General features: G+C 67.5%; 29 protein-coding genes and 5 pseudogenes. 15 read left to right on the top strand and 19 right to left on the bottom strand.

Going from position 1 to position 26,615, the window contains the following annotated elements:
• Positions 1-128 precede the first annotated feature (128 nt).
• A complete protein-coding gene (locus AC4BGB_RS04765) occupies positions 129-674 on the bottom strand; it encodes a GNAT family N-acetyltransferase (RefSeq protein ID WP_490545191.1) in 546 nt (181 codons plus the stop codon).
• A 420-nt stretch (positions 675-1,094) separates the two neighbouring features.
• Here AC4BGB_RS04765 and AC4BGB_RS04760 point away from each other — a divergent pair, with 420 nt between their 5' ends.
• The 6 genes from AC4BGB_RS04760 to AC4BGB_RS04735 all read left to right on the top strand — a co-directional run bounded on the left by AC4BGB_RS04760 (position 1,095) and on the right by AC4BGB_RS04735 (position 7,068).
• On the top strand, positions 1,095-2,090 hold the full coding sequence (locus tag AC4BGB_RS04760) for an IS481 family transposase (protein ID WP_490545189.1): 996 nt from the start codon (positions 1,095-1,097) through the stop codon (positions 2,088-2,090).
• Between the two features lie 456 nt (positions 2,091-2,546).
• A complete protein-coding gene (locus AC4BGB_RS04755) occupies positions 2,547-3,035 on the top strand; it encodes an RrF2 family transcriptional regulator (RefSeq protein ID WP_490545187.1) in 489 nt (162 codons plus the stop codon).
• Between the two features lie 88 nt (positions 3,036-3,123).
• Positions 3,124-4,509 (top strand): MFS transporter, encoded by a 1,386-nt coding sequence (locus tag AC4BGB_RS04750; RefSeq protein WP_490545185.1) that lies wholly within the window; start codon positions 3,124-3,126, stop codon positions 4,507-4,509.
• 58 nt (positions 4,510-4,567) lie between these two features.
• Complete coding sequence (locus AC4BGB_RS04745) at positions 4,568-5,059, top strand: cupin domain-containing protein (protein WP_490545183.1); 492 nt, start codon at positions 4,568-4,570, stop codon at positions 5,057-5,059.
• 333 nt (positions 5,060-5,392) lie between these two features.
• The gene (locus AC4BGB_RS04740; protein WP_490545181.1) at positions 5,393-6,157 is read left to right on the top strand and encodes an SAM-dependent methyltransferase; all 765 of its coding nucleotides are present in this window, start codon (positions 5,393-5,395) and stop codon (positions 6,155-6,157) included.
• Between the two features lie 707 nt (positions 6,158-6,864).
• A complete protein-coding gene (locus AC4BGB_RS04735) occupies positions 6,865-7,068 on the top strand; it encodes a YdeI/OmpD-associated family protein (protein ID WP_490545179.1) in 204 nt (67 codons plus the stop codon).
• Positions 7,069-7,228: 160 nt separating this feature from the next.
• Here the strand turns inward: AC4BGB_RS04735 and AC4BGB_RS04730 are convergent, their stop codons facing one another.
• Positions 7,229-7,432: a hypothetical protein gene (locus AC4BGB_RS04730; protein ID WP_490545177.1), complete on the bottom strand. Its 204-nt coding sequence runs from the start codon at positions 7,430-7,432 to the stop codon at positions 7,229-7,231.
• Between the two features lie 735 nt (positions 7,433-8,167).
• Positions 8,168-8,887 carry a GAP family protein gene (locus tag AC4BGB_RS04725; RefSeq protein ID WP_490545175.1) on the bottom strand — a complete coding sequence of 240 codons (720 nt, stop codon included), beginning with the start codon at positions 8,885-8,887 and terminating at the stop codon, positions 8,168-8,170.
• Positions 8,888-8,935: 48 nt separating this feature from the next.
• Between AC4BGB_RS04725 and AC4BGB_RS04720 the strand changes: the two are divergent.
• Both AC4BGB_RS04720 and AC4BGB_RS04715 read left to right on the top strand, forming a co-directional pair.
• Positions 8,936-9,094: pseudogene (locus AC4BGB_RS04720) on the top strand (TetR family transcriptional regulator); the annotation flags it as partial.
• Positions 9,095-9,124: 30 nt separating this feature from the next.
• Positions 9,125-9,556, top strand: a complete 432-nt coding sequence (locus AC4BGB_RS04715) for a TetR family transcriptional regulator C-terminal domain-containing protein (protein ID WP_490546787.1) — start codon at positions 9,125-9,127, stop codon at positions 9,554-9,556.
• A 70-nt stretch (positions 9,557-9,626) separates the two neighbouring features.
• Here AC4BGB_RS04715 and AC4BGB_RS04710 read toward each other — a convergent pair.
• From AC4BGB_RS04710 to AC4BGB_RS04700, 3 genes and pseudogenes are all read right to left on the bottom strand, one after another.
• Positions 9,627-9,944 (bottom strand): annotated as a pseudogene (locus AC4BGB_RS04710) (integrase core domain-containing protein); the annotation flags it as partial.
• A gap of 18 nt (positions 9,945-9,962) precedes the next feature.
• Positions 9,963-10,821, bottom strand: a pseudogene (locus tag AC4BGB_RS04705) (IS30 family transposase); the annotation flags it as partial.
• Between the two features lie 63 nt (positions 10,822-10,884).
• Positions 10,885-11,508, bottom strand: a complete 624-nt coding sequence (locus AC4BGB_RS04700) for a LysE family translocator (protein ID WP_490545174.1) — start codon at positions 11,506-11,508, stop codon at positions 10,885-10,887.
• 41 nt (positions 11,509-11,549) lie between these two features.
• Here AC4BGB_RS04700 and AC4BGB_RS04695 point away from each other — a divergent pair, with 41 nt between their 5' ends.
• On the top strand, positions 11,550-11,885 hold the full coding sequence (locus AC4BGB_RS04695) for an integrase core domain-containing protein (RefSeq protein WP_490545172.1): 336 nt from the start codon (positions 11,550-11,552) through the stop codon (positions 11,883-11,885).
• On the opposite strand, the pseudogene AC4BGB_RS04690 reads toward AC4BGB_RS04695, so the two are convergent.
• The 5 genes and pseudogenes from AC4BGB_RS04690 to AC4BGB_RS04670 all read right to left on the bottom strand — a co-directional run.
• Positions 11,858-12,674 (bottom strand): annotated as a pseudogene (locus AC4BGB_RS04690) (IS481 family transposase); the annotation flags it as partial. The gene AC4BGB_RS04695 and the pseudogene AC4BGB_RS04690 sit on opposite strands and share 28 nt — an antisense overlap.
• A 266-nt stretch (positions 12,675-12,940) precedes the next feature.
• Positions 12,941-13,561 carry a response regulator gene (locus tag AC4BGB_RS04685; protein ID WP_490545171.1) on the bottom strand — a complete coding sequence of 207 codons (621 nt, stop codon included), beginning with the start codon at positions 13,559-13,561 and terminating at the stop codon, positions 12,941-12,943.
• Positions 13,558-14,901: a sensor histidine kinase gene (locus AC4BGB_RS04680; protein WP_490545170.1), complete on the bottom strand. Its 1,344-nt coding sequence runs from the start codon at positions 14,899-14,901 to the stop codon at positions 13,558-13,560. Before AC4BGB_RS04680 ends, AC4BGB_RS04685 begins: the two co-directional genes overlap by 4 nt.
• A gap of 10 nt (positions 14,902-14,911) precedes the next feature.
• A complete protein-coding gene (locus tag AC4BGB_RS04675) occupies positions 14,912-15,667 on the bottom strand; it encodes an ABC transporter permease (protein WP_490545169.1) in 756 nt (251 codons plus the stop codon).
• Positions 15,667-16,554: an ABC transporter ATP-binding protein gene (locus AC4BGB_RS04670; protein ID WP_490545168.1), complete on the bottom strand. Its 888-nt coding sequence runs from the start codon at positions 16,552-16,554 to the stop codon at positions 15,667-15,669. Before AC4BGB_RS04670 ends, AC4BGB_RS04675 begins: the two co-directional genes overlap by 1 nt.
• Positions 16,555-16,954: 400 nt before the next feature.
• Between AC4BGB_RS04670 and AC4BGB_RS04665 the strand changes: the two genes are divergently transcribed.
• Together AC4BGB_RS04665 and AC4BGB_RS04660 are read left to right on the top strand one after the other, a co-directional pair.
• On the top strand, positions 16,955-17,263 hold the full coding sequence (locus AC4BGB_RS04665) for a hypothetical protein (protein ID WP_490545166.1): 309 nt from the start codon (positions 16,955-16,957) through the stop codon (positions 17,261-17,263).
• Positions 17,264-17,295: 32 nt separating this feature from the next.
• The gene (locus tag AC4BGB_RS04660; protein WP_490545164.1) at positions 17,296-17,448 is read left to right on the top strand and encodes a hypothetical protein; all 153 of its coding nucleotides are present in this window, start codon (positions 17,296-17,298) and stop codon (positions 17,446-17,448) included.
• Between the two features lie 12 nt (positions 17,449-17,460).
• On the opposite strand, the gene AC4BGB_RS04655 is transcribed toward AC4BGB_RS04660, so the two are convergent.
• Positions 17,461-17,658, bottom strand: coding sequence for a hypothetical protein (locus tag AC4BGB_RS04655; RefSeq protein WP_490545162.1), 198 nt, complete (start codon positions 17,656-17,658; stop codon positions 17,461-17,463).
• A 757-nt stretch (positions 17,659-18,415) separates the two neighbouring features.
• Between AC4BGB_RS04655 and AC4BGB_RS04650 the strand changes: the two genes are divergently transcribed.
• Positions 18,416-18,664: a cupin domain-containing protein gene (locus AC4BGB_RS04650; RefSeq protein ID WP_490545160.1), complete on the top strand. Its 249-nt coding sequence runs from the start codon at positions 18,416-18,418 to the stop codon at positions 18,662-18,664.
• A 491-nt stretch (positions 18,665-19,155) separates the two neighbouring features.
• Here the strand turns inward: AC4BGB_RS04650 and AC4BGB_RS04645 are convergent, their stop codons facing one another.
• On the bottom strand, positions 19,156-19,320 hold the full coding sequence (locus AC4BGB_RS04645; RefSeq protein WP_490545158.1) for a hypothetical protein: 165 nt from the start codon (positions 19,318-19,320) through the stop codon (positions 19,156-19,158).
• A gap of 595 nt (positions 19,321-19,915) precedes the next feature.
• Complete coding sequence (locus tag AC4BGB_RS04640; protein ID WP_490545156.1) at positions 19,916-20,344, bottom strand: Hsp20/alpha crystallin family protein; 429 nt, start codon at positions 20,342-20,344, stop codon at positions 19,916-19,918.
• 137 nt (positions 20,345-20,481) lie between these two features.
• Between AC4BGB_RS04640 and AC4BGB_RS04635 the strand changes: the two are divergent.
• A pseudogene (locus AC4BGB_RS04635) lies at positions 20,482-20,646 on the top strand (MerR family transcriptional regulator); the annotation flags it as partial.
• Here AC4BGB_RS04635 and AC4BGB_RS04630 read toward each other — a convergent pair.
• Positions 20,637-21,650: an EamA family transporter gene (locus tag AC4BGB_RS04630; protein WP_490546786.1), complete on the bottom strand. Its 1,014-nt coding sequence runs from the start codon at positions 21,648-21,650 to the stop codon at positions 20,637-20,639. The pseudogene AC4BGB_RS04635 and the gene AC4BGB_RS04630 sit on opposite strands and share 10 nt — an antisense overlap.
• A gap of 77 nt (positions 21,651-21,727) precedes the next feature.
• On the opposite strand from AC4BGB_RS04630, the gene AC4BGB_RS04625 reads away from it, so the two are divergent.
• Both AC4BGB_RS04625 and AC4BGB_RS04620 read left to right on the top strand, forming a co-directional pair.
• Complete coding sequence (locus AC4BGB_RS04625) at positions 21,728-22,672, top strand: LysR family transcriptional regulator (protein ID WP_490545155.1); 945 nt, start codon at positions 21,728-21,730, stop codon at positions 22,670-22,672.
• 119 nt (positions 22,673-22,791) lie between these two features.
• A complete protein-coding gene (locus tag AC4BGB_RS04620; RefSeq protein ID WP_490545153.1) occupies positions 22,792-23,259 on the top strand; it encodes a CinA family protein in 468 nt (155 codons plus the stop codon).
• A gap of 22 nt (positions 23,260-23,281) precedes the next feature.
• Here AC4BGB_RS04620 and AC4BGB_RS04615 read toward each other — a convergent pair whose 3' ends face one another.
• The 4 genes from AC4BGB_RS04615 to AC4BGB_RS04600 form a co-directional block, all read right to left on the bottom strand.
• Positions 23,282-23,899, bottom strand: coding sequence for a methyltransferase (locus tag AC4BGB_RS04615; protein WP_490545151.1), 618 nt, complete (start codon positions 23,897-23,899; stop codon positions 23,282-23,284).
• Positions 23,896-24,081 (bottom strand): CDGSH iron-sulfur domain-containing protein, encoded by a 186-nt coding sequence (locus AC4BGB_RS04610; protein WP_490545149.1) that lies wholly within the window; start codon positions 24,079-24,081, stop codon positions 23,896-23,898. The genes AC4BGB_RS04615 and AC4BGB_RS04610 overlap by 4 nt, the downstream gene beginning before the upstream one ends.
• Complete coding sequence (locus AC4BGB_RS04605) at positions 24,078-25,055, bottom strand: iron-containing redox enzyme family protein (protein WP_490545147.1); 978 nt, start codon at positions 25,053-25,055, stop codon at positions 24,078-24,080. The genes AC4BGB_RS04610 and AC4BGB_RS04605 overlap by 4 nt, the downstream gene beginning before the upstream one ends.
• A gap of 96 nt (positions 25,056-25,151) precedes the next feature.
• The gene (locus AC4BGB_RS04600; RefSeq protein ID WP_490545145.1) at positions 25,152-26,597 is read right to left on the bottom strand and encodes a flavin-containing monooxygenase; all 1,446 of its coding nucleotides are present in this window, start codon (positions 26,595-26,597) and stop codon (positions 25,152-25,154) included.
• Between the last annotated feature and the right edge of the window lie 18 nt (positions 26,598-26,615).

Raw genomic sequence — 26,615 nt, 5'->3', positions numbered from 1 at the left:
GGGCGACCAGGTAGAGGTCTGCTCGGCCTGGGCGGGCTCCTTGAAGCGGCCTCCATGCCAGACCGCGACGGTTCTCTGCGAACCTGAAACCGGGCTTGGATTGGTCACCGTCGCCCACTACCACTTCCCTAGCGAAAGCTGCAAGGCGACCGAGGCCTACGTGATCCCCGTCGGCCCGAATCACGCACAGACGCCACGTTGTCGAGATTCGCACCGGCGGTCACCCGGCGCAGGCCGAGCCCGTCGAAGGCCGCCTGCAGCAGGGCACGAGCAGTGGCACGGCCGACACCCTGACCAGCGGCTTCGGGATTCACGATGTAGCCGATCACACCGTCGGTGCCCATGGGGTGGCCCGGCTGACCGGCGCCATCGACAATGTCGAGGAACCCCATGGCCACGACCTGTCTATGTCGCTCCACGACACAGGAATAGTCCGTCGCGCTGTCGGGCACCCCTAGCCATTCGTGCTTGAGATCGTCTGGATCGACGAAGGTGCGCACCATGAACCGGTTGACGTCAGGGTCATTGCGGAAGGACTGCAACACCTCGATGTCTGCCTCCGTGGCCTCTCGGAACAGCAAGGTGCCCATCCGCACAGGCCAAGGACTGGCCCGCACCGCGGGCGGCACGGATCCGCGATCCTCGCCGTCGACTGAATCGACTCGTTCGTTCACGGGCGGTATCGTCCCAGGCGAGCCGGATACGTCCTGTAGTCGGATCCGGCTCGCGGCCCGCCAATAGGGACACACCCAGTTAGTGCCTTCATCGTGTTCTTGGCCTTCGGGGCCGTCTCAGTCTTCTGACAGCGACGTCCGATCGTCGGTGCGTCGGTGCGTCGGTGCGTCGGTGCGTCAGTGCGTTCTGAAGGAGGACGTGAACTCTTCATCCAAGTGGGGGAGTGAGCTCCAATGGAGCAGTAGGCGCCATGCGCGCCTCGCAGTCAGAGCTCGGTCAGCTCACGATGCCGAGATTCATGGCTAGTTGTGATGTCCAGGGACGTTGTTGCGTGACACGGCCCTGAGTTGCTGGAAGGCGAAGGCCTCCGGTTGTGGAGTGGAGCTGTCTAGGAACCGCTCCAACAACAGGAGGCCTTCGTGTCCCACGCTAACGCTGCGCTGACCCCGAAAGCTCGACTACGACTCGCACGGCTGATAGTCGAGGACGGCTGGAAGCCCGCTGATGCGGCCAAGATGTTCATGGTCTCGACCGTGACTGCCCGCAAGTGGGCGGCTCGGCTGCGAGCCGAAGGGCCGGCCGGGATGACGGACCGGTCCAGTCGCCCGCGGAGCTGTCCGCACCTGACACCGGCGCCGGTGAGACGGAAGATTCTCGAGCTGCGGTGGCGCCAACGACTTGGGCCAGCACAGATCGGTGGTCGCTTGGGTGTCCCGGCCTCGACGGTCCATGCGGTTCTGGTCCGAGCCGGGGTGAACCGGCTCTCGCGCATCGACCGGGTCACCGGCGAGCCGATCCGCCGATACGAGCATCCGCATCCCGGCGCAATGATCCATGTCGATGTCACCAAGTTCGGAAACATCCCCGATGGTGGCGGCCATCGGTTCCTCGGCCGGGTCCAAGGCTCCCGGAACAGCACCGCGACGGCGCGCAACCGCACCGGCTACACCATCACCCGCCACCCCAACATCGGGACCGCGTTCCTGCACACCGTGATCGATGACCACTCCCGGGTCGCCTACGTCGAGATCTGTGCCGACGAGAAAGCGGAGACCGCTGTCGCGGTCCTGCGCCGAGCCGTCGCCTGGTTCGCAGAACGGGGCGTCATCGTCGAGCGAGTCCTTTCCGACAACGGCAGCTGCTACCGGTCCTTCGCCTGGCGCGATGCTTGCGCCGACCTCGCGATCAGTCACAGACGCACCCGGCCCTACCGGCCCCAGACCAACGGCAAGAGCGAACGCTTCCACCGCACCCTCGCTGAGGGCTGGGCTTACACCCGCTTCTACGCATCAGAAGTCGAGCGCCGAGCAGCGCTCCCAGGCTGGCTGCACTTCTACAATCACCACCGGATCCACTCAGCGATCGGCGGAACCCCCATCAGCAGGCTCAACAACCTGCCTGGACATCACAGCTAGTCGTGGATTCGACACCCCTCCATTTACCCTCCACTTTGCCGCCTCCTGCGCGGTAGCGACGAGATCCTCGTGCGGCTGGGGCCGGTTCCGGCGGGTCGCTCACGACCAACTCGGTCGGTTCGGCGCATGCTCCCCACCTAGGGAGCATGAACAGCCAACAGGTATTCACCGGCCAGGGTGGCCGATGTGTCCTGGTGCCGCGGGACCCGGAAGCGCCCCGGTGTTCGAAGAGCCGCAGGACCCGGTTCGCCGGATCGGGGCAGCAGCGGTCGACCGCTTCTCGCGGGCCAGGTCGTCTGCCTTGCGGTTCGCTTCGGTACGACGAGCTTCGCGGTCCTCGGAGCCCCTCGCCCGGGCTGCGGCCTTGCGCAGCTTCCGATCCTTGCGACGCTCGCGACCCGGCGAGACGAGGACGGCGGATTGACCGCGCTATTCTAGACATGTAATATCTGGAATATGAAACTGAACCAAGGCGTCGAATGGGCGCTGCACTCGTGCCTCAATCTCGGCTGGCTGCCGGCCGGCGCTCCGGCGCAGACGGCGGCCCGCCTCGCGGCGTTCTACGACCTGCCGCCGGCGTACCTCAACAAGCAGCTGCAGGCGCTCGCCCGGGCTTCCATCCTGACCTCGCTCTCCGGGCCGAGGGGAGGGTTCCGGCTCGCGCGCAGGCTGGAGGAGATATCGCTGCTCGACATCGTGGTGGCCATTGAGGGCCGGAGTGAGGTGTTTGAGTGTGCCCAGATCCTGCGCGACGGGCCGAACGGTGACCCGGCAACCGACTACCGGGTCAGCTGCCTGGTGTCCCACGCCATGACCGAGGCGGACCTCGCCTGGCGCACGGTGCTGGCCAGCCGGACCCTCGCCGACATCAAGGCGCAGGTCGAGGCGGCGTATCCCGAGACGCCGGCAGCCACCCGAGCCTGGTTCGACCACCTCAAGGCCTGAGCTTCCTCTCCCTGGAGGCTCGGACTCTTCGTCCATTTAAGGATTCTGGATGTTTTCTAGTCAAAATAATCAGATTCGACCGAAGCTCGTGCTGGCTCTGCTGGCGACGGCGCAGCTGGTCATCTCCGTCGACTACAACATCGTGTACGTAGCGCTGCCAGAGATCGGCGACGATCTCGGGTTCTCCGACCACAGCCTGCAGTGGGTGGTCAGCGCCTATGCGGTCGCCTTCGGCGGCTTCCTGCTCCTCGGTGGCAGGGCGTGCGACCTGTTCGGCGCCAAGCGGATCTTCATCCTGGGGCTGGGGATCTACGCGGTCGCCTCGATGGTCGGTGGCCTCGCGGCCTCGCCGGAGTTGCTGGTCGGCGCCCGCGCGGTCCAGGGCGTCGGAGGAGCCATGCTCTTCCCCGCGACGCTGACCCTGGTCAGCGTGAGCTTCGCTGCCGGACGCGACCGCAACCGTGCATTTGCAGTCTGGGGCACCGCGGGCGGGAGCGGCATGATCCTCGGATCGCTGCTGGGCGGCGTGCTCACCCAGTCATGGGGTTGGGCAGCGGTCTTCTTCGTCATCGTGCCGATCGCCGTCGCGGTGGCGGCGGTCGCTCTCTTCGCGATCCCGCACACACCGGTCGCGCCCGGATCGCGCCGGTTCAAGCTGGCCGCCTCGACCATGGTGACCGTCGGCGTCAGTGCGCTGGTGCTCGCCGTCGTCGACGGTCCGGAGTCAGGCTGGTCCGGCCGGGTGCTGACCTCGGTGGTGCTCGGCGCCGGTCTGCTGGCCGCGTTCGTCCTGATCGAACGGCGCAGTGCCGACCCGCTGATCCCGGCACGCCTTCTTTGCGACCGCAACCTGTCGGTGGGCTCGCTCGTGACCTTCGGCTACATGGCGTCGTTCGGCTCCCTGCTCTACTTCCTCACCCTGTTCTTCCAGCGGGTTCAGGAGCTCAGCCCCCTCGAGACCGGACTCGCATTCCTGGTGCCGATGGTCGCGATCGTGGCCGGTGCCCAGACCGCGGGTCGGGCAGCCACCCGCTTCGGCACCAAGACGGCGCTGCTTGCGAGCCTGGTGGTCGGCGGTCTCGGGACCGTCGTCCTGGCGTCGTCACTGTCGCCGGCGGGCAGCTATCTCTCGCTGGTCCCCGGTCTGGTCGTTCTCGGGCTGGGCCAGGGCGCTGGCTACACGATCATGTTCAGCGCCGCGACTCAGGACCTTCCCGCCAGCGACCAGGGCGTCGGATCCGGTCTCGTGTCCACCACCCAGCAGATCGGTGGTGCCGTCGGCCTCGCCGTGCTGGTGGCTGTGGGCAGCTCACCCGTCGGAGCATCCTCGTCGACAGTCGTCTCCGACATCCAGGCGGCCCTGTGGGTCGCCGCCGCGATGATCGCCGGCACGGCGCTCCTGGCGTTGGCGTTCCGGCGGGATCCAGAGGCGGCCCAGCCGTCCGAGCCGATTGACGTGCTCGTGGCCGGCTGATCGCGACCCAGCAAGCGCACCAAACCAACACTGACCCACACCAGAAGAAGGAAGACAGATGACCACGATCGACACCACGCCCTGGATCGTCCGCGACGCCGAGGCCGAGCAGGTCCAGGACGGCGAGTTCAGCCGGCTGACGCTGCTCGCTGACGGTGACCACACGGGCGGCGCCCTCACCGTCAATCGCGCGCGACTCGAACCGGGGTCGCCCGGCGCCCCCTCCCACCGCCACCTGCACGCGACGGAGACGATCTTCGTGATCGCCGGGTCGTTGGACGTCTTGGTGGGGGAGAAGGTGTCGGTGCTCGGGTCGGGCGACATGGTCGTCCTGACTCCGGGCACGGCGCACGCGTTCGCCCCTACGAGCGGCGGCTCTGCCGACATGCTCGCGGTCTACACCCCGGGCCAGCACCGGTTCGAGTACTACCGGCTGCTCGAGCGTCTCTACCGCGGAGAGGTCACGCTCGAGGAGCTGCAGGCCACTTCCGACCTCTACGACAACCACTACGTCGCGAGCCCCGCGTGGCAGGCGGTCCATCCCTGGTAGGCCGTGCCGGGAATCCGTGCCTTGGGACGAGCGATGCCGTCAGGTATCGACCCGGCTTGACGGCGTCGTTCTTTTCTACGGTCGGCACGATTTCCTTTCCGCGAGCCGGATCTCTAGAAGTAGGCAGAAATTTCGATCTGGGCGGATCGACATCAACCGCCACCTGAATACCAAAGAGGCCCCGGCAACGCCGGGGCCCTCGGTCTCGAACGCTGACTTCGAGTACTACGTGCACAAGTGCTTATATGTCGTAGATCAGCTCGGACTGGCTGCTCGACCACGGTGCAGACCCCCGCCTAAGCACCGCCGCGAAAGGAACTGAATACTAATCGCATGCATGATCTCGACCTAGTTATGAAGCCATCTCGGTACCCGCGATCGGCGGCGTATGACCCCACCTGGGTGTTGGGGTTGGACATGGGGCCCCACCCACTGTGGCAGCTGGAGGACCTACTCGGAGACATCCCTGTAGATGCTTCGGCCACAGTGCTCGATCTCGGAGCTGGTCGAGGAGCCACCTCGGTGTACTTGGCTCGTGAATACGGCTGCTCTGTGGTTTCACTGGACCTCTGGGTCGCTAGCGACGAGCGTCGTGGAGTCCTCGTCGAGGCGAACGTCTCTGACCAGGTGTCGACCATCGAGGGTGACATTCGGACGCTTGATTTGGGTGACGCGGTCTTCGACGCGGTCGTGTCGGTCGATGCCTTCGAGTACTTCGGAACCGACGTCCACTTCTTGCCTCGCCTTTTGAGGCACGTCAAGCCGGGGGGCCTGGTGGCCATGTCCACGCCTGGTCTTCGTGATGATCCATACGAGGTTGCGCCGCCGTCCTACGTAACCGACGTCGTGGGAGCTGAAGCTGCTGCTTGGCATTCACCGGGATGGTGGCAGAAGCACTGGGAACTCACCGCGGCGTTAGAGCAGGTCGAGGCGAGGTGGCAGGTGCACGGGCGCGATGACTGGCTGACATGGGAACGGGCTCGCTTAGCGCGCCAGACCGACCTTGGCCCGAGCGATCGGTCCGTACTGGACATGCTTGAAGCGGACCGAGGCGAACAACTCGGATTCGTGCTGGCGACAGCCAGGAAGCGACGGTGACGTACGCCGAGCGCCAAAAGCTCCAAGATGGGGAGCGACCACATAGCGCGAGTTCGAAAGACAGTGCCCAGGCAGGCTACGAACACACCACGCGGGCCATCAGTCCCACATCACTTGCACGACCCTCTTTGGCGCGACCGCTCCAACTACATCCTGGCCGCGTTCTTGGCCTCGGGCACCTAGCCAGAAGTTCGCCGCTGCGCTGACTGCCTGCACCAGCGGCAGTTCGCGCGACCGCGGTGCGATCGACGCAGCGCCTACCGCTCACGTGGCGCCGCGCGCTCCCACCAGTCCGCCAGAGGGTGCTCAGCAATCAGGCTTGCGGTGAACTCCGCGTGGGCCATGTTGCAGAACTTCCACAAGTCCTTTGCAGCGCGGCTTTACTGGAGGATCACCTGGTTCATCTCGAAGGCATCGAGCGCGCCTGCGCGGTAACGGTCCATCGCGTCGCCCATGCGCTCGATGAGCGGGCCAACTTGGCCTCGTGATACTCCGCGACAGCGGCCCAGGCGATCCGACGCTCTGACTTCCCAGACACTCGGCAAACGCTAGTCGGGCGCCAGCGGAGGAGCACGCTTCCGCGGCATGATCAGACGGCCGCTCCCGGCAGGAGCGGACGGTTGAGCCGCAATTCCGGGCTTCGGGGCCGCACTGGGGCCGCACGTGCTGAACTACGTGGCACCTTTGAGGAGGTCGAGGTTGAAGTCGTGTTGGAGGTCGAGCCGGTCACCGTCGATGTGCCGGCGGACTTCGCGTCGGCCCTCGACGGCGACCTCGCAGCCCGGACGGCCTTCGAACGGCTCACCGTGAGTCAGCAGCGTCAGCACGTCCGCGTGATCGAGGCGGCGAAGAAGCCGGAGACGCGGGCCGCGCGCATCGCGAAGGCGGTCGCCGACCTGCGTCTCCGGTAGGACGCCTTCAGCTCCTCGACGATGCGGACCAGGGTCCCGGCGGGGTCCAGGAAGGAGCAGGAACGTCCGCCGAACGGCCGCTCCATCGGCTCCTGGACGACCTCCGCGGCCGGACATGCCTCCAAACTTCGAAGGCCGCGATCAGGTCGGGTGTGGACAGTCAGATCTGTGCGTACACGCCCTTGGTCATGAGCTCGCGGATCCTGTGGCGCTCCTGGTCGGTGACGCCCGGTGCGGACGCCGGTGGCTCGAGCACGAGTTCACCGCCGTGTTGGCCCGGGGCGGCGAGGGTGATCCAGCGCACCGGGCGCGCGCCGACGTCCTCGCGAACCTCCATTCCGAGGCCGTCGCGGTAGAAGGCCAAGGAGGCCTCCGGGGTCGAGGTGCGGGAGGAAGGCCTGTTGAAGCCGGATCTCCACGGCTGCGCAGCCGTGTCGGGCGTCCACCGGACGCCAGTCGAACCCATCCGAATCGCTGCGGTTGAAGACCACCTCGAAGCATTGCGCCGTCTGATGCGCTGGCCTGCGGTACGGCGGCGATGACGTGAGCGCCGAACGCAATGGCGCCGACGATGGGGCTTAGGTCGCTGGCGCCCCCGACTGGGTCGAACTCGACATCAACCTCAGAGGCGAGGAGGTGAACGTCTCGTGAGTACGGCGGGTGCGCGGTCGTGGGAGTCGGCCGGCGAACGAGTCACCGATGGCCCGGGAAGACGTGCATTCCCGTACCAAGGTTCACCAGCCGATCAGTGGCGGCGGCCCGGCTCCTCGCCGGCCGGGGGCTCAGGCTCCGCAGATGTCCCTACCGTCGGCTCCGACGGTGGGGCCTCGCGGCGAGGCGGTCCGACGAGTTCATCGCGCACCTTCTGTAGCAGGCCGCGAGGAGCCCCGCGTCTCTTGCCCCGCGATGAATCCCACAGATCGAGTCCGCCGAGGCCTATCAGTGCGATGCCGAGCGGTCCTCCCTGGAACCAGAAAACCCGAAGCTCCCAGAAGAAGATCGCGAGTACAGCGCCCGCCGCGATAGACACGAAGCCGAGGATGGCTCTCGGCGACAACGAGAAACTATTCATGAGGTGACACCCTTCTGATGTGTGGAACTACGAGATGAGGTCGAGACGTATTGCGGCGTCGGCCGAGACGAGGCCACCGACCGCGATTAGGACGGTGGCCGCCAGAGCGTTGGTATGCCGTTCGAGCCAGCGACCAGCGGAAGTGAAAAGCCGCGATCCGCGCTCCCCGATCGCGAGACGAACCGCCAGGAGCACGAACGCGGGGAGCATCATGATTACGACGTAGCCCGAAACCGCCAGTCCGGACTCGAACGGTGTGAGGTCCGACCTCTCGACCATGCCCAAGGCCGCGAGCAGCGGCAGCATCGTGGCAACCTCCAAGACTCCCGCCGCCAGTGCCAGGCCGACCACTCCCCGATTCCCCTCGAGTTGAAGAGTTCGGTCCCGCCAGCGTCGCGAACGAGATGTCTGCTCCGGAGCTTTCCCACCGCTCCGATCGATGCGCACGCCCAGGGCGAGCACCGTCACTCCGACTGCGAGCTGACCCCACACCCACGAGCGGTCCAGGCGGATGCTCTCGGCCCATGCGACTACCGGTGTCATGAGTGCGAGCAGCAGGAGGCTCACGGTCCAATAGAAGAGGGCGATCACCACGAGATACAGCACGATTTGACGCACCTCGAGGGAGCCACGGATCAGGAGCCAGATCGGAATGGCGAGTGTTCCAACGCTTGTGCTATCCGCCATCGCAAGACCCACGAAGACACCTGAGTCTGGAACGCTCATCTCAACTACCTTAAGCAACACAGTTGTACTGTAACACCGATGACAATACACCCATGCTAAAAAGAGAGGGTGCCTAAAGTTGTAGACCGCGAAGCGCGTCGCGCTGAACTTGCCGCCGCCGTGTGGCAGGTCGTTGGCCGTGAGGGAATGCATGGCGCAACCGTCCGCGCGGTTGCCGCTGAGGCTGGCGTATCGCCAGGGGCTCTTCGCCACTACTTCGCTGATCAGGTTGGATTGCTCCGCTTCGCAGTGGAGTTGATGACCCAGCGCGTCTCAGAACGGCTGCAAGATCATCTCAGCAGTGGGCGAAGCGGACGGAGCCTCACGCGAAGCCTGCTTGAGGAGTTGCTCCCGTTGGATGCGAATCGACGGATCGAGGGCACCGTATGGCTCGAGGGCTTGGCGCAGGCTCGCCGAGACCCAGCGCTAGCCGAACTGAAAGCCGCAGGATGGATCGGGGAGCGGTACGTGTGTCGGCTAGCCTGGGCCAGCGCCAGAGGGCTACCGATCCCGCAACAGACAAGCGACGAGCTCGAGGACCCCGCCGATGAAGAGGCGGTAGATCTCCTCCACACCTTCGTTGACGGCCTCACCCTTCAGGCCATCACGTTCTCAGATCAACTCGACCCGCAGGACGCCTCGACGCGACTCGACCGGTTTCTGTCCGCCCTGCTCGCGGACTCGCGTTAGACCTCAGGTCTCGCCGACGTCGGGACCACCTCCGATGATCGAGTGAACCGTCACGGGTTCTCTGCCGCTTCTATACGGGGCGCGGCTCTCGGTTGAGGGCAGCGTAGTAGTCGTTCTCGTGGTCAGCGGGTGGGATCTGGCCAATGCTGGAGTGCAGGCGGCGGTGGTTCCTCCAGTCGACCCAGCCCGCGGTGGCGTACTCGACGTCGACGAGGGTCTTCAGCGGGCCGTCGTGGAAGACGTCGGTGGCGATCGCTTCGGTCTTGTACAAGCCGATGATCGACTCCATGAGGCCGTTGTCGTAGGCGTCCCCGACGGGTCCGATCGAGGGTGCGATGCCTTCAAGGGCGAGGTGTTCGGTGTAGCGCAGCGAGGTGTACTGGGCAGGTTCAACCGGTCGATGCAATGCAATACCGGGTTGTTGAAGGGAGCGTAGTTGTTCCTCGAAGACCTCGGCCGACCATCGTGAGAGGTCGGTGCCCTTGGGAAAGTACTGGCGCAGTAGGCCGTTGATGTTCTCGTTGCTCGGCCGCTTGCCACGGCGAGTGTGGATCGGCTAGGAACACCCGCGTCCCGGTTTCCCACGCAAACAGCGCGTGCCCCAACAGTTCCTTGCCGCGGTCCCGCGTCAGGGTCTTGCACAACCGCTCGGCAGCTTGGTCATCGACGCCGTCAGCGCTGCGTTCATCGCGACGGCCCCATAGCCGCCGAGCGACGGCCCGTTCTTCACGTACGGCTTGTCGCCCCAGTCCTCCATCCGCGGCAGGTGGACCAAGAGCGTTGAGCCACTGCTGCGCTTGACGAGCGTGCCGATCGCCGACCGGCCCGTCCCGATGATCAGGTCGCCCTCCGTAAGACTGAAGCGTCTACCGGCACCAGAGTGACGCCATACGCCGTAACGGCGACGAGCAAGAGGTCCGCGCGCCGCAGTTGATTGGTGGTGGCCGATTCGTTGGCCAGGCCTCGGAGGAACTCGTCACAGGCGTCGAGGGGCAGCACCCGGAGTTGTGCGCCCTCGACGGTCGCCCTCTCCAGCAGTCGCAGAGTCAGGTAGAAGCCCGCCGCGCCAACAGCGTGGTTTCCGTTGCCTCCTTGAGTCGCGGCGTTGCGGCGCAAATCCCGTGACACCGTTCCGGGTCGCGGCCGATGGCTCGGGCGATCTCGCGCACGCCCTCGTCCTGCGCCCGGAGCAGCGCGATCTCCTCCGGGCGCATACGAAGGAGAAACCCGGATGGCATGTGCCAGATCTCAGGCCTACTCCCACCCGGCGAACTTTCGTGACCCATGCTGGTCCACGCCTGGCACTCGGTCGTCGGTTCAGCTGATGGTCAGTCGACGGTCAGCATGGTGGCCCCGAGGCCGATCATCATCGTGCCGCCGCCCGCGCTCAGTGCGTCGAGCCGCGCGGGCCGTCGCGCGAACCAGCTGCGCGCTGTCCCGGCAGCGAGCGCCCAGATGCTGTCGGAGGCGGCGGCAAACACCCCGTACACCATGCCGAGCAACATTGTCTGCAGTGCGACCGGGCCGCCCGGGTCGGTGAACTGCGGCAGAAATGCCAAAAAGAACACGATGGTCTTGGGGTTGGTTGCACCGACGGTGAAACCGATCCGCACGGGGTGCCCCCGGCGCACCGGTGCCCCGTCGGCCAGCGACAGCCGGGCGTCGGCACGGTGGCGGACGGCTTGCGCCCCTAGCCACATTACGTACGCCGCGCCCGTGACCTTGAGGACGGTGTACGCCGTCGCGCTTGCCGCTACCACCGCACCGAGCCCGACGGCGACGAGGGCGACCTGGGCGGTCACGCCGAGGGCGTTCCCGACTACCGAGAGCAGGGCCTCGCGGCGACCGACGGTGAGTGCACGCCCGATGGTGAAGAGCAGGCTCGGACCCGGCACCTGGATGAAGATAATTGAGGCGACGAGGAACGCGACCCACTGGCTCGACGACGGCATGATGACAGTGTGGGTCCGAGCCGCGGACACAGGCAATCGGGTTGTCGGGACTGCTGAACGATCAGGGGACTTCTGACTACGCTGCCGAGCGCTTCCACCGCACCCTGGCCGAGGGATGGGCGTTCAAGAAGTTCTACAACTCCGAGTCAGCCCGCCTGGCCGCTCTGCCAGCATGGGTCCACGACTACAACCACCACCGGCCCCACACCGCAATCGGCAAAGCTGCACCCATCACCAGATTGAACAACCTGGCTGGGCATCACACCTACCACCGCCGCCGACGCCAAGAACGGCTCGGACGATTGACCCCCATCGAGTTCGAACTCATCATGAGCAAGGCCGCCGATCAGATCTTCCCGTTGGTCTGGGGCCGGTAGGGCCTGGTCTTCTTCGGTGTGACTCCCAGGTCGGCACAGGTCTCGGCCCAGAGTTGCGATTTGTAGCAGCTGTCGTTGTCGGACAGGACCCGCTGGACGCTCACGCCGCGCTCGGCGAACCAGGCAACGGCGTTGCGCAGCACCTCGGTCGCGGTCTCCTTGGTCTCGTCGTCATGGGCTTCGACGTAGGCGACCCGGGAGTGGTCATCGATGACGGTGTGGAGGTAGCAGGTCCCGATCAGCGGGTTGCCCCACTTGTTGCGGGGCGCGCCGGTGCGCTCAACGGTGGCGGACTTGTTCCGCTCGCCCTGCAGGCGGCCGACGTAGCGCCACCCGCCGCCATCGGGGACCTTGCCCAGCTTCTTCACGTCCACGTGGATCAGGTCGCCCGGATGTTCGTGCTCGTAACGGCGGATCGGTTCACCGGTGGCCCGGTCGACATGGGTCAGCCGGTTGATCCGGCACCGCACCAAGACCGCGTGGACCGTCGAGGACGGCATCTTGAGCCGGTCGCCCATCTCCACCGGCCCGAGCCGTTTGCTTCCAGCGCAGGTGCACGATCTTGCGGACCATCGGTTGCGGTGTACGGTGCGGCCGCGAGGAGCGGTCGTTCATCCCCGCCGGCCCCTCGGCCCGGTATCGCTCTGCCCACTTCTTCGCAGTCCGCCTCGAGACGGCGTAGCGCTCAGCCGCCCGAGGGACCGGCCAGACCTCCTCCACGATCAGCCGGGCGATCTTCAACCGGGCACGAGGCGTCAGAGCAGCATTGGCATGAGTAGCGTGGGACATGAAGACCTCCTGGTCGTGAAGCGGTTCCTTAGACAGCTCCACTCCACATCGGGAGGTCTTCACCCGTCTACGAGTCAGTTCGACTCATCGCACTTTCTCGACCAACGTGACTGGTCATCACATCTAGGCCAGCACCGCGCTCCTGAACGCGGCCACTGGCCCTTGACCAGGAGTCCCAGGCAAGGCCTGGTGGGTCTCGACTGTCCGCTCTGGTCCCGCTGCCGTTCGCCACGGGTGCTGCAATGCGGTGAGGGTCGGCGCGGATGTCACGTGAGCAGGCGTCGGCGGTAGCCCTCAGCGACCGCGGAGGCGCGATCGCGGACGCCGAGCTTGTCGTAGATGTGCTGCAGGTGGGTCTTGATGCTCGCTTCGCCGATGAACAGCGCTGCCGCGGCCTCTCGATTCGAGTTGCCGTTCGCGACCAGTTGCAGCACCTGCTTCTCCCGGTCGGTCAGGGTGCCTGCGCCGGGCCTGCGAACCTGCCCCATCAGGTGCTGCGTCACCGACGGCGCAAGCACCGATTCGCCGCGGGCGGCTGCACGGACGGCCCGCATCAGCTCGTCGGGCAGGGCATCCTTGAGGAGATATCCGGTCGCGCCCGCCTCGATCGCCGGCAGCACGTCGCTCTCGCTGTCGAAGGTGGTCAGGATCAGCACGTTGACATTCGGGGCCCTCTCGCGCAGCGCCGCGGTCGCGGCGACGCCGTCCATCCCGGGCATCCGTAGATCCATGAGCACCACATCGGCGGCCAGTGACAATGCACGTGTGACGCCGTCGGCGCCGTCCCCGGCCTCACCGACCACGACGATGTCCTCGGCGTCGGTGAACGTGTCGCGGAGACCGCCCCTCACGATCGGATGGTCGTCGACAATGACCAGTCGAATCATCGCTCCGCTTCCTCCTTCGTTCTGGTGCCCCCGGGGGAGAGCAGCGGGACGCGCGCACTCACGGACGTCCCTTCACCGGGTGCGCTCTGCACCTCCACGTGGCCGCCGACCCCTCTGATGCGCTGGCGCATGCTAGTCAGGCCGAACCCGGGGCCGACCGCCTCCACGAACCCGCGTCCATCATCGCGTACGTCCAGCAGCACCTCGGCGCCCGTGTACGACAGCGTGACAACGACGCGTGAGGCCTCAGCATGCTTCGCCACGTTGGTCAGCGACTCCTGCACGACCCGGAAGAGGGATACCTCGATAGCCGGGCTCATGGGCTCTCTGGTGCCAGTCACCTCCACCTGAGCATCGATCGCGTGTTCATCCGCCCAGCGCTGGGTCAGCGTGCGCAAGGCATCGGGGAGGTGCGCTCGCCCGAGCTCCTGGGGAGCGAGTGCCTGTACGGACCGCCTGGCCTCGGCGAGACTGCTCCGCGCGAGCCGAAGGGCACGCGCCACGTGCTCCTCCGTCACGCCATCCAGGCGCGCGGAGCGTTCGGCTGCCTGGAGCTGCGTGATGATGCCGGCGAGACCCTGGGCAAGCGTGTCGTGGATCTCGCGGGCCAGTCGTTGCCGCTCGTCCTGCACCCCGGACTCACGGGCTTGGGAGACCAGGTGGGCATGGAGCCCGGCGTTCTCGTGAAGTGCCGCCTCGAGTCGCTCGACGAGCTCCTCCCGCTTGCGCTCCTCCGGCTCGCTGCGCGCCGTCAGCAGAATACCCACCCCGATCGCCGCGGTCTGCACGGTGACGATCAGGATGAACTCCGCGAACAGCGCCGGCGTCGGGTGGTCCCACACGCGCATCGCTGAGCCGTTCAGAGCAACAGATGTCGCCAGGACTCCGAGCACCCCCAACGGCCACGGAGTGAGCAGGTAGGCGTGGAAGAAGCCCGCGACGGCGAAGACGAGGAAGATCTCCGAGTACGTCATGAGGATGGCGCACAGTGCCAGGAGTCCCACGAAGTAGACCCCCGCTGGCACCGGCCGCAGCGTCCTCCTGCGGAGGGGCAGGGTGTGCCCGAACAGGATCCACAGCACCGAGACCCCCACCAGCCCGAGCACGGACGCGCCCGCGGTCCAGAACCGCTCCCCGGAGGCCGGCAGCATCCAGGAGAAGTAGATCGCCGTCGAGATCGTCAGCAGCAGCCACGGGGTGACGAGCTGCAGATGGTCCCAGATCCGCAGCTGGTCCTTCTTCCAGGCCAGCCGGGAGCGATGGGCGTTCGCCACCTCCTCCACGAGCGAGGAGTCGTGCGGCCGAGCGCTGTCGCGCTCTCCGGCCCCAACTTCTCGCATCATCGACCCCCTACTCCCAGCGGAACAGCTTCGCAGCGATCGCGCTCGCGGTCGCCGCGATAGCGGCCATTATGGCGATCTGCAGCCAGAAGGGCTGCCCGTCGGAGGTCGCCGTGATCTGACCCGCTTCGGCGGACCACGCCGCGGTGAGGGCCTGGAGTCCCGGCGGGATGAACTCGCCGACCTGCCGAAGCACGTCAGGCATCACGGCCCGGGGAAGGAAGGCGCCTCCGAAGAACATCAGTGCCACGAACAGCAGAGTGCCGACCTGGTTCGCGGCGCTGGCCGTGCGGACCACGGCCGCGGCGATCAGGCCGAGTGCGAGCAGGGCCGCATAGCCCACGACGAAGGCGACGACGAACCTCAGGGGCCGCTCGGGCGGCGCGATGTCGAGCACGGCCCACGCGAGGAAGATCATCAGTGCCGCGGAGACGACCACGGAGGCGAACGCGACGATCATCTGCGCGAGCAGCACGCTGCGCGGATGTGTGGGCGTGGTCGACAGCCTGCGCAGGATGCCGCGCTCACGATAGGTCGCGACCACTGCCGGGACGTGCTGCACGGCGACCATCACCATCCCGAAGACCAGGGCAGTCGGTGCCCAAATGTCGATGGACCGGAGCCCGCCGGTATCCGGGGACGTCTCCCTGAGCGCCGGGACGGCACCCAGTCCGAGCAGGAGCGCGGAGGGGAACAGCACCCCGAAGACGACGGTGGCGGAGTCACGGAGGAAGAGCTTCGACTCGATCTTCAGAAGAGCACGCATCAGCCTACGCTCCCCTCGTGCGGTGCCGGAGATTCCGGGGTGCGTCCCGTCAGGGCCACGAAGGCGTCATCGAGGCTGCGCTGGTCGACGCGGAGATCCTGCGCCACGACGTGCTTCCGGGCCAGTGCCCCGACGACGCTGCTAAGAACCTGTCCCGTCCCGGTGACCAGCCAGCGCCCGTCGGTGATCTCGACGTCGGTCACGTCGGACAGCGCGGTCAGGACTCGTCTGTCCAGCGGCTGACTTAGGCGGAAGCGGACCTGCTGCGCTGTGCTCGCCTGCGCGATCAGCTCGGCCGGCGTGTTCACGGCAGCGACCCGGCCCCCGTCGATGACGGCGATCCGGTCGCTGAGTCGCTCGGCTTCATCCATGAAGTGCGTGACCAGGAGGATCGTGACGCCCGTGTCACGTACGCGCTCGATGAGGCTCCAGGTCTCGCGTCTCGCCTGCGGGTCCAGTCCCGTTGTGAGCTCGTCGAGAATCGCGACCCTCGGGTTGCCGACCAGGGCGAGAGCGATCGAGAGCCGCTGCTTCTGTCCGCCGGAGAGAGCCTTGTACTGCGTGCTGCGCTTCGTGGTGAGACCCAGCAGCTCCATGAGCTCGCGCCAATCGGCGGGGTCCCGGTAGAAGGAGCTGTAGAGCTCGAGCGCCTCGGCGACCTTGATCGCGTCGGGGAAGCTGCTCTCCTGCAGCTGCACGCCGAGCAGCTCACGCACCTGTGCCCGGTCCTTGATCGGATCGAGTCCCAGCACGGAGATCGAGCCCGAGTCCGGCGTTCGCAGGCCCGCGATGCTCTCGACCGTCGTCGTCTTGCCGGCTCCGTTAGGGCCGATGATCCCGAAGATCTCCCCCTCCTCAACGGTGAAGGAAACGTCATCGACAGCCACGTGCGACCCATAGCGTTTGTGCAGGTTCCGTACATCCAATGCGAGCATGCAGCGACGTTAGGGGCGCGCGGCAGCCAGTCACATCGACCGCGGCGGCTGGATCGAGGTTGATTCGCCCCTCCACCGATCGGTGGATGGGCCACTGCACAACCGGGCCGTACGCGCACGTCGGTCGTACCCTGGCGGCAGGTGAGCGCGTGAGTCTCGGAGCATCCATGTGTCCGACCTGGGGCGGTGTACAGCACGCCGACGACCGGTTGCGTTGGGCAGGGCGCTCGGACCGAAGGGCCGGCTTGCCCAGGGGATGAGCAGCCCTCTGGCCGCGAGCCAAGGCAGTCCCTACGCTCCCGAAGCATGAGACTCGCCTGCATCCCCGCCGCTGCCCTCGCGGTAACACTGCTTGCGGGCTGCCGGGGGCCCCAGCGAGGCCGAGCGGCAGGCGGAGAAGGACCGCCAAGCGGCCGCAGCCCAGAAGGCTGCTGACGCCAAGAAGGCCGCGGCCGACAAGGCGGCCAAGCTCGCGGTCTACAACAAGTGCGTCGCCGTGACCAAGCCCCTCCGTGACTCCCTGGCACAGATCGATTCCCGCCTCGACGTCGGCTTGAGCTACGCCGACTACGGAGACCGGCTGGGCGATGTCCAGGTCGCCTATGACGCTGGGTCCCGAAGCTCGACGGCGCCGGCGCGGGGTGCATCAACGTTGCCGTAGCGCTGGAGAACGCGCTCAACTCCTACAACAAGGTGCTGAACGCGTGGGGGGACTGCATCGACGACTACAACTGCGACTTCAGTGAGGGTGCATCCAACGACGAGGCCCAGGCCGGCTGGGCCAAGGCAGGCCGGGCACTGGAGAACAGCGACCGCAAGCTCGCAGCAATGCAGCCAAGCGGCTGAGCTCCTAAAACGCTAGGCAGCCCGAACACGGTCGGCGGGGAGTCGGCCGCGGTACTGCTGGCCAGGGCCGGTGTTCCAGCTGCAGGTGGCTTCCCAGTCGCCGGTCACGGTGGGCCACCAGGCGTGGAGCTCGCCGGCGTACCAGTGGTCGTCAACGAGGACCTCGACGTCGGGGCGCTCGGCGGGGGAGTAGATGCGGGGCTCGGGCACACGTCCAGTGTCCCCGGCGGTCATGGGCCAATTGCCAGGTAGGGTGACTGCCCGCCGCCATGGCTCGACGGCGGGCAACCCGTCCCCGTGCAGTCTCGGGTCCGCCCGGGAGACGATCGCGATCCTGTCCCCCACATGTGTTGGGCACCAGTACCCAGTCCGACATATGGTCGTACTGGCGACATGCCCCGGCAGACCGGACCGGGCAGTTATTCGATTGTCACCTGGCGTCCCTCGCCAGTACCGGGGGTCGGGGTTACGTTCAGGAGAACCTCCCCGACTGGACCAAGCAGTCGATCCCTGGGGAGCACCAGGGACCGGGCCTGGCTACAGATCGCGGTCCTAGTGACGAGGCGACAGTCCCGAGGGAGATCGCCATGGCCGAGAAGCCAATGCAGCCCACCAACACCACCGCACAGCGCCCCACGCGCGCTTCTCCGAGGAGCGAGATCAGCGTGGCGGTCGAGATGATCTGCAAGGAGCGCCGATGTGCTGCCACAGCTGCCTACAGGACTCTGGTGGAGATGGCGAAGTCCTCCCGCCTGAGCGTCGGCGAGGCAGCGAGCCGCATAGCCAGAGGAAGGCGACCCTCGGCTGCGGCTGAAACCCGGGCTCGTGAAGGGTCGGACGGTCATCCCGCTGACCCGGCAGCCCGACGGCATGCAGGCGTGGAAGATAGTCATTCCGACCGGCAAGGCCACCCCTGAGCCCCGCGCGCACGACGGCCACGGAGTGGATCTTCGTCCTGTCTGGTCACATGCGGTTCATCCTCGGCGACCAAGACGTGGTGCTCGGCCCCGGTGAGGTCGCTGCCTTCGAGACCACGGTCCCGCACTTGTTCGGCAGCACCGGCGCTGAGCCTGCTGAGATCCTCAGCATCTTCGGGCGACCTGGCGAACATGACGTTCCGAGGAGCTCCAGACCAGAGGTAGGCATGAACGCACCTTTCGCAGCGGCTCAACAGCACACCGGGCGATCATCGCTCCTGCCGGTGACGCCCAACTGAAGTGGCTCTAGTTGGCGCCCGGTTCGGCTGCGACGACTCGAACCTCAGAGCCGTCAGCATTCAGGATGGAGGCGTCGTCGTCGGTGCCGCCTTGGAGCGCGGAGACAGCCGCAGAGTATGCGGTTCGTCGGGACCACTCGGCGCCTTGAGCGGAAAAGGCCTGGCGCACCTCGAGCGCCGTCTTCGGAGGACCGTCATGGCCCGGGGGATCCGGTAGTGCCCCGGGCACCGTGGCTGCGAGCTGGGGCCACGGCTCAAGGCGACCAGCGCTTCGCCGGCGAGCAGAGCGCCGAGACCAAATCCCCTCCACTCCTCATCGAGTCGGACCTCGTTCATCACCAGAAGATGTCCGCCGACTAGTTCAAGGCGCTCCTCGACGGGCTCCTCCAGCTCACCGCTGCTGGGCCACCACCAGCGCGTCCGCGACTCGGGTGAGATCCATCGAGTAGCTGTCGAGAGCCTCGTACAAGGCTGGGTGGCCGATGGTCGCGTCAAAGATCGGACAGGTCGGCGAGCAGGGTGCCGGTGAACAGGCGCCTGAGCGCGAGGTACTCCGCGGCGTTCTCCGAAGTGACGTAGCGGAACAGGTCACGTCGTGGGCCTCCGTCGGGCAGTGCATCGACACCTTCATCCGGATCTGTGCCGGTCCCGTTCATGCGGCCTCCTCCCTCGTGCTTCGGAGCGTTCTTTCTTGCCCCGCGAGAGCAATCGGTCGTCCTTTGCTGCAACCTAACGGCTGGTGGGGACAGGGCATCGCAAATGGAGGTGCGGTACGGGTTACGTGATGTGGCCTGAAGGGCGTTGGTCTGGTTTCCCGGGCAGGCTGCTGGGGCACATGCAAGCGGTGGAGGTGGACAGGGTTCTGCCGAGTGGCAGCGGGGGGTGCTCGCGTTTGGCACTGGACATCAATTGGACACTTTGCGGTCGCGAAGAACGCCGAGACAGCCCCAGACGGATCCAATTCCAGGGGTACGGTGGAGCAAGTACAGCAAGCGACTCACGGCATCTGCCCAGGTCAGCGTGTTTTCTCGGCGAAGAGTCGAGGGATTTCGAAGTCACGGACCCTGGCCCAACTGGTTCAAGGGGTCAGGGGTTCGAATCCCCTCAGCTCCACCCTGTATCAAGAAACAAGGCTCCTCTCGCCGAACGCGAGAGGAGCCTTGCTGCTTTCCGTGGCCAGGTTGGTCACCGATCGGTGGGATCACCTTCCACCGGGGCCACCACCGGCGCGGTGGCCCTGTGAGGATCCGGTCAGGAGTTGATCGCGGTCGTCTCCTGCTCGGGTGCCTGCTGGATGTGGATCTTGCGGGGCTTGGCCTTCTCCGCGACCGGCACCACGAGGCGTACGACGCCGTCCTTGTAGCCGGCCTCGATGTGGTCGAGGTCGAGGTTGTCCCCGAGCACGAGCTGGCGGCTGAACCGGCCTCGCGGACGCTCCGAGGCGAGCATCTCCCAGTCCCCGTTGCGGGCCACGCGCTCGGCGCTCACCGTGAGCACGTTGCGCTCGACGTCGAGGTCGATGCTCTCGGGGCGGACGCCGGGGAGGTCGAACTCGATCACGAAGCGATCGCCCTCGCGCCAGGCGTCCATCGGCATCACCATGGGCCGGTTCGTGGTCCCCAGCAGCTGCTGGGTGAGCCGGTCGAAGTCACGGAACGGGTCGGTGTTGCGCAGCAGCATGGTGTCCTCCTGGTCATCTCGTCGGGCTCGACGGCTGGTGGCCGGAACCCGGAATCTGTATTGAGAGTTATAGGTTTTATATACTCAGCAGCACGGCTACGGTCAAGCCCCACCTACGAACTTTTTTGGAGGAGCCGATGGCGGATCGCACGACGGGCGTCTATGCCATCTCGGTCGCGGCACAGATGCTCTCCATGCAGGTGCAGAACCTGCGGGTCTACGAACGCCACGGCCTGGTTGAACCGGAACGTACGCCGGGAGGGACCCGGCTCTACAGCAACGAGGACCTCGATCAGCTGGCCCGGATCCGGGACCTCCTGGCCGAGGGGCTCAACCTGGCCGGCATCTCGCGCGTGCTGGCGCTGGAGGAGGAGGTGCGCCGCCTCGAGCGGGCCAACGCGAGGCTGCGGCGAGGTGCGGCCAGGGGCTGAGGCGACCCGCCCCGGGAGCCGAACCGGGTGCTGCCCAGCGCGACCCCGCCCACCACGGCGACGGCGCCGGCGATCTCCGGGAGGCTTCTGGCTTCGCCGAGCAGCAGCCACGCGGTGCTCATCCCCACGACCGGCACCAGCATCGAGAACGGTGCGACCATCCCGGCCGGGTGGCGCGCCATCAGCCAGCTCCAGATCCCGGAGCCCAGCAGGGTGCCGACCAGGATCGTGTAGGCGAGTCCCACCAGGGCCAGCAGGGCGGTCGAGTCGTTCCAGCCGGTCAGGGACCGGCCCACCCGCTCTGGCCCTTCGATCGCCAGGGCGACCGCGAGCATCGGGGCGGGCGGCACCACCGACATCCACAGCACCAGGTGCAGCGGCTTGGCGGCCTTGGCTCGGGCGGCGCAGACGTTGCCGATCGCCCACCCGAACCCGCCGGCCACCACGAGCAGGAACGGCACCAGGGTGGCGGTCCCGGTCTGGGCCCACCCCACGACCGTCATGCCCCCGCACGCGAGCAGCAGCCCGGCGAGCTGCCGTCCGGTGACCCGGTCGCGGAACACGGTGGCCCCCAGCAGCACCGTGAACGGGGCCGAGGACTGCAGGACCAGTGACGCCAGGCCGGGCGGCATCCCGGCATCCATGCCGAGGTAGAGGAAGAGGAACTGCAGGATCCCGAAGCCGACGCCGTACCCGACCAGCCAGCGCAGCGGCACGTCGGGCCGCGGGACCAGGAGGAGGGTGGGGATGGCGATCAGCCCGAACCTGAGGGCGACCAGGAAGATCGGTGGGAACTGCTGCAGCGACGCGTCGATGGCCAGGAAGTTGAGTCCCCACATCACGGCGACCGAGGCTGCGAGCAGGCGATGGGTCACGGGCACAGTCCCATCGTGGTGCGTCTGAGCATTAAGCACCAGCGAATACTGCTACCAAGATCTTGTAGGTTGCCTACATGGACGTTCGTCACCTCACGCTGCTGCGAGAGTTGGCGGAGCGCGGGTCGATCACCGCCGTGGCACGAGCCACGCACCGCACCCCCTCGGCGGTCTCGCAGCAGCTGAAGACCGCCGAGCGGCAGCTGGGCACGCCGCTGGTCGAGCCGGCAGGTCGGGGGATCCGGCTGACCGATGCCGGGCGGCTCCTGGCCGCGGGTGGCGGCGAGGTCTCCGCGGCCCTGGAACGCGTGCAGGCCCGCTGGGACGAGTTCCACGGCCAGCCCGCGGGGACGGTGAGCGTGGCCGCCCTGCCGAGCGCGGCAACCTTCCTCCTGCCGGGGGTCTACCGAGCTCTCGCGGGGCTGCCGATCGAGCTGGACTGCCGCGACGTGGACCTCTCCGAGGACGCCTACCCGGCCCTCGCAGCCGACCACGACCTCGTCGTGGGGCACAGCACCTCGCGGGCCCTGCCGACCGGCGCATCGCTGCTGGTCCGCGAGCCGCTGGACGTCGCGCTCGCCGCGGGCCATCCGCTGGCCGCCCGGGACGTGCTCACCGCCGCGGACCTCGCCGACGAGGAGTGGATCGGGGTGCCGATCGGGTTCCCCTTCGACGCGGTCCGGCTCGCGGTCGAGGAGTCGGTCGGCCGCCCCGTCGCGGTGGGCCTGCGGCTGCGCGACAACCGGTTGATCGAGGCGCTGGTCGCGGACAGCCGCCGGGTCGCCGTACTCCCGCGGTTCACGACTCCCTCCGGTCCCGTCGTCCTCCGCCCCCTTGTCGGCGTCCTCGCCGCCCGCCACATCTACGCCCTGATGCGCCCCGACCGCGCCGAACGCCTCGCAGTCCGCCGCGTCCTGGCGGCCTTCCGCGACGTCGCCGACGCCGTAGCGGAAGGCGCCAGGACTGGGCGGGCGGGTCGGTGGCCCGGAGAACCAGCCCCAACGGGTGAATCGGCACAGTGAGTCACACCACGCACGGAGCTCGGGGTGTGAGGGTCGTCGCCGCAATGGGTAGAAGGTCTGACGGCGTCGGAGTCCCGACCCCTCTCTTCCCTGACCCCCAACCGAGTGGAGCGTGCCCCATGAGCATCGACCCTGACCGCATCGAGCGCATCGCCGATCTCGCAGCAGCGAGGAAGGTGCGCGTGGTGACCTCGGAGTCGCTGACGAGCGGCAATGTCGCGGCGACGCTGGGGGCGGGCCCGAACGCGGCCGAGTGGTTCGGGGGCGGCATCGTGGCCTACCAGGAGCCGATCAAGTTCGATGTCCTCGGTGTCCCGGAGGGTCCGGTGGTCACTCGCGAGTGCGCCGAGCAGATGGCCCGTGGTGCGCGAGAGCTGCTCATGGCCGATGTCGCGGTCTCCTGCACCGGCGTCGGCGGTCCCGACCCGAGCGAGGGCAAGCCGGCCGGCACCGTGATCGTCGCGGTGGCCACCGTCGACGGGGTGGACGTGCGTGAGCTCTCCCTCGAGGGGAAGCCCGACGAGGTGCTCGAGCAGACCACCTCGCAGTGCCTGAGCCTCCTCGAGGAGGTGCTCGGCGCCGACTGAGCTGTCCGGTGCCGAGCGCCGCTCAGTCCCGGGGGTCGAGGCGCAGCAGTACGCCGCGCTCGCCGAACTCGCGCACCTCGCCCGCCACCAGACGGGTGCCCTCGAGGTGCTGGGCGACCGCGGCGGCCTGCTCGCGCGGTCCGAGCTGGAGCAGCGCGACGCCTCCGGGGGCGAGGTGCTCCACGATCGCCGCGAGGCACACCCGGACCACGCTGAGCCCGTCGTCCCCGCCGTCGATGGCCAGCAGTGGGTCCTCGGGGAAGCGCTGCGTCTCGGCCCGGGGCACCCACGGTGGGTCGGCGATGATCAGCGGGAAGCTCTCGCCGGGGGAGAGCACCTCCTCGATGGGTCCATGACGCATCTCCAGGCGCTCGCTGATCCCTGCGGCCTTCGCGTTGGCCACGGTGAGCTCGGCCGCGACCGGGTTCACGTCCACGCACACCAGTCGCCGGCGTGACTCCGCCACGGCCAGGAGCCCGATCTGCCCGGCCCCCGAGCACAGCTCGAGGACATCGCCTGCCGGCAGGTCCGGCAGCAGCTCTGCGGCCCACAGCGACTGCTGAGCGGTCCAGGTCCGGGGACGCAGGACGCGGTCGTCGAACGCGATCGTGAGACCGCCGAAGTCCATCGTCTCGGTCATGCCGGGATGGACTTGTGCGTGCTGTCGCACCACGGCTTGCGGTTCGACTTGCCGCAGGCGCACACGGCCACGACAGGACGGGTGACCTCGTGCTCGACACCGTCGTCGTCGCTCACCGTGTCGGCGCCGCGGACCAGCAGCGGCCCGCCCGGGCACAGCCGCACGGAGACGTCGCCGTTCATGCCGGCACCCCTACTTCGGCGGTCCAGCGGTCGAGCAGCTCGCCGGCGGCCGCACCGTCGACGTAGAGGCACGCTGCGGCGCCGAACAGGATGTCCTCGCGCAGCGTGGGGTCCTCGGCCACCATCGAGCCGCAGATGTCGTGCGCGGCCACGTGCTCGTGCACCGCGTCCGCCTCGACGTGCTCGTGGAAGTACACCGCCACGGCGTCCGGCAGCTCGACGCGTTCGAGCCCGCCGGCGATCTTGCGGCACGGCACCGAGCTCGACGCCTCGAACGCGGCCAGGTGCCCCATCGCCGCGCCCCGCAGGCGACGGTTGAGCCCGAACATCGTCATCAGGTTCGTGCAGGCGAGGCTCAGCGCCGAGATGTCGTTGATGTAGGCGCCGTAGGTCCGGTCGAGACCGGCTGCCTCGAGCGCGTCGGCGTACAGCGTCGCGTGCAGCCGCTCGGCGCGGCCACCGCCGTACTCGTCGTACTGGAGCTCGGCCAGCGCGGCCTTGGCGGCGCCGGCCAGCCGGGGGAGGACGAAGGACTGGGCGTCGGACTCCTTGAGCTGCTGCACGCTGCGCTCGCGCAGGTAGTCCACCAGCTGCTCGCGGGTGGCCTTGCGCTGCATGTACGCGGCGGCGGCGGGACCGTCGTCGGCGGCCACGAGGGCCAGCAGCAGCGCCCCGAGGTCACCGTCGGTGGGCACGGCCTGCACCGTCTCGCGGGTCGCCTCGCGCAGCTCGCGCTCGAAGCGCCGCTCGAGGTCGAGGCGCAGCGAGAGCAGCCCGAGGTCCCACTCGCGGTCGTCGGCGACACCCTCGAAGCCCCGGTAGTGGAGCTCGTAGATGATCCACAGCGCGAGCTGGGCGTCCTCGTCGGTCATGATCGGGCCGGGGCCGAGCGCAAGCGTGGTCTGCTCGCGCGCGATCGTCAGCGTCTCGATGACGTGCCGGCTGATGGGTCCCCGTTCCTGGGGAAGGCGCATGCGTCGTACCTCCATGATGGTGAGTGCTGGTCCATTACCCCGTGGACCGCTTGCGTCACACCTAGGTGATGCAGATCTCCCGGACCACCCACCATCTCAGGTCGTCACAAAGTCATCCACATCGATCTCCGCGCAGCGACGCTGGTACTCCACCACGAGGCCCGGCCAGTTCGTGCTGATCCGGCCGCCGTCCCGGTACCAGTTGTCGCAGCTGGCCCAGACGCTGTCGCCCAGGCGCTGCTGGATCTCCTCGTCGAACCGGTCCTCGGCCTCGCGGCGTACGACGATCGAGCTGGCCCCCTTCGCCTCCGTGTGCTGCAGCAGCCTGACGATGGCCCCCGAGGCGGCCTCGAGCATGTTGATGATCGAGCTGCCGCCGAGGTTCGTGTTCGGGCCGTAGACCACGAACAGGTTCGGGAAGTCCGGCACGCACATCCCGAGGTAGGCGTGCGCGCCCTTCGCCCACCGTTCGTGCAGGTCCGCGCCGTCGAGGCCGGTGACCGTGATCGGGGCGAGGAAGTCGGTGGCCGCGAAGCCGGTGCCGTAGATGATCACGTCGACCTCGTGCACCTGGCCGTCGGCGCTGCGCACGCCCTCGGGGAGGACCTCGAGGACAGGCTCGTTGACGACGTCGACGTTGGGGGCCGCGAGCGCGGGGTACCACGCGTTGGAGAACAGCACCCGCTTGCAGCCGAACTCGTAGTCGGGCACCAGCTTGGCGCGCAGCTCGGGGTCGCGGACCTGGAGGTGTAGTTGTGCCCGCCAGTACAGCTTCACGGCCTTCTTCAGCCAGTCGTCCTCGAGGAGCGCCTTGTTGAACCGCTCCGTGATCACCCAGGTCAGCTGGCGGCCGAACGCCTGCGTGCGCGGGAACCTCTTGAACAGCCAGCGATGCAGCGAGGTGTACTCCCGGTCCAGCTTCGGCACCACGTAGGGGGCCGACCGCTGGAAGACGGTGACGTGCCCGGCGTCGGGCTGGATGCCGGGGACGAACTGGATCGCGCTGGCGCCGGTGCCGAGCACCGCGATGCGCTGGTCGCGCAGGTCGACTTCGTGGCGCCACTCGGCGGAGTGGAACGAGGGACCGGTGAAGGTGTCGATGCCGGGCAGCGGCGGGATCGCGGGCCGGGACAGCTGCCCGGTCGCGGTGACCAGCACGTCGGTCTCCAGGTGCTCGCCGGCGGCGGTGGTGAGGTGCCAGGAGGTGGTGGACTCGTCGTACGCCGCGGCGGTGACCTCCACGCCGGTGCGCACGAGCTCGAGGACTCCCAGCTCGGCGGCGGTGCGCTCGATGTAGGCGAGGATCTCGTCCTGCCGGGAGTACCGGTGCGGCCAGCGCGGGTTCGGGGCGAACGACCAGGAGTAGAGCGAGGACGGGACGTCGCACGCGGCGTTGGGGTAGCTGTTCTCCCGCCACACGCCGCCCACACCGGCGGCCTTCTCGAGGATGGTGACGTCGGTGTAGCCGGCTCGGGTGAGCTCGACGGCCGCGCCGAGACCGCCGAAACCGGCGCCGATGATCGTGATTGAGGGCTGCTGCATGGCAGCACCCTAGGGGAT

This window comes from Nocardioides sp. Z30_9 (assembly GCF_058215735.1).
The sequence above is the reverse complement of the archived record's forward strand: the minus strand, read 5'-3'. Positions and strand labels throughout refer to the sequence as shown.

Bases quoted from the DNA above. Each gene is read 5' to 3' on its own strand.
- AC4BGB_RS04700 (WP_490545174.1), bottom strand. From the start codon at position 11,508: ATGCCGTCGTCGAGCCAGTGGGTCGCGTTCCTCGTCGCCTCAATTATC.
- AC4BGB_RS04755 (WP_490545187.1), top strand. From the start codon at position 2,547: ATGAAACTGAACCAAGGCGTCGAATGGGCGCTGCACTCGTGCCTCAAT.
- AC4BGB_RS04625 (WP_490545155.1), top strand. From the start codon at position 21,728: ATGGACGTTCGTCACCTCACGCTGCTGCGAGAGTTGGCGGAGCGCGGG.
- AC4BGB_RS04740 (WP_490545181.1), top strand. From the start codon at position 5,393: ATGCATGATCTCGACCTAGTTATGAAGCCATCTCGGTACCCGCGATCG.
- AC4BGB_RS04685 (WP_490545171.1), bottom strand. From the start codon at position 13,561: ATGATTCGACTGGTCATTGTCGACGACCATCCGATCGTGAGGGGCGGT.
- AC4BGB_RS04620 (WP_490545153.1), top strand. From the start codon at position 22,792: ATGAGCATCGACCCTGACCGCATCGAGCGCATCGCCGATCTCGCAGCA.
- AC4BGB_RS04680 (WP_490545170.1), bottom strand. From the start codon at position 14,901: ATGCGAGAAGTTGGGGCCGGAGAGCGCGACAGCGCTCGGCCGCACGAC.
- AC4BGB_RS04610 (WP_490545149.1), bottom strand. From the start codon at position 24,081: ATGAACGGCGACGTCTCCGTGCGGCTGTGCCCGGGCGGGCCGCTGCTG.
- AC4BGB_RS04650 (WP_490545160.1), top strand. From the start codon at position 18,416: ATGCGGTTCATCCTCGGCGACCAAGACGTGGTGCTCGGCCCCGGTGAG.
- AC4BGB_RS04645 (WP_490545158.1), bottom strand. From the start codon at position 19,320: ATGAACGGGACCGGCACAGATCCGGATGAAGGTGTCGATGCACTGCCC.
- AC4BGB_RS04615 (WP_490545151.1), bottom strand. From the start codon at position 23,899: ATGACCGAGACGATGGACTTCGGCGGTCTCACGATCGCGTTCGACGAC.
- AC4BGB_RS04745 (WP_490545183.1), top strand. From the start codon at position 4,568: ATGACCACGATCGACACCACGCCCTGGATCGTCCGCGACGCCGAGGCC.
- AC4BGB_RS04605 (WP_490545147.1), bottom strand. From the start codon at position 25,055: ATGCGCCTTCCCCAGGAACGGGGACCCATCAGCCGGCACGTCATCGAG.
- AC4BGB_RS04600 (WP_490545145.1), bottom strand. From the start codon at position 26,597: ATGCAGCAGCCCTCAATCACGATCATCGGCGCCGGTTTCGGCGGTCTC.
- AC4BGB_RS04640 (WP_490545156.1), bottom strand. From the start codon at position 20,344: ATGCTGCTGCGCAACACCGACCCGTTCCGTGACTTCGACCGGCTCACC.
- AC4BGB_RS04715 (WP_490546787.1), top strand. From the start codon at position 9,125: ATGACCCAGCGCGTCTCAGAACGGCTGCAAGATCATCTCAGCAGTGGG.
- AC4BGB_RS04675 (WP_490545169.1), bottom strand. From the start codon at position 15,667: ATGCGTGCTCTTCTGAAGATCGAGTCGAAGCTCTTCCTCCGTGACTCC.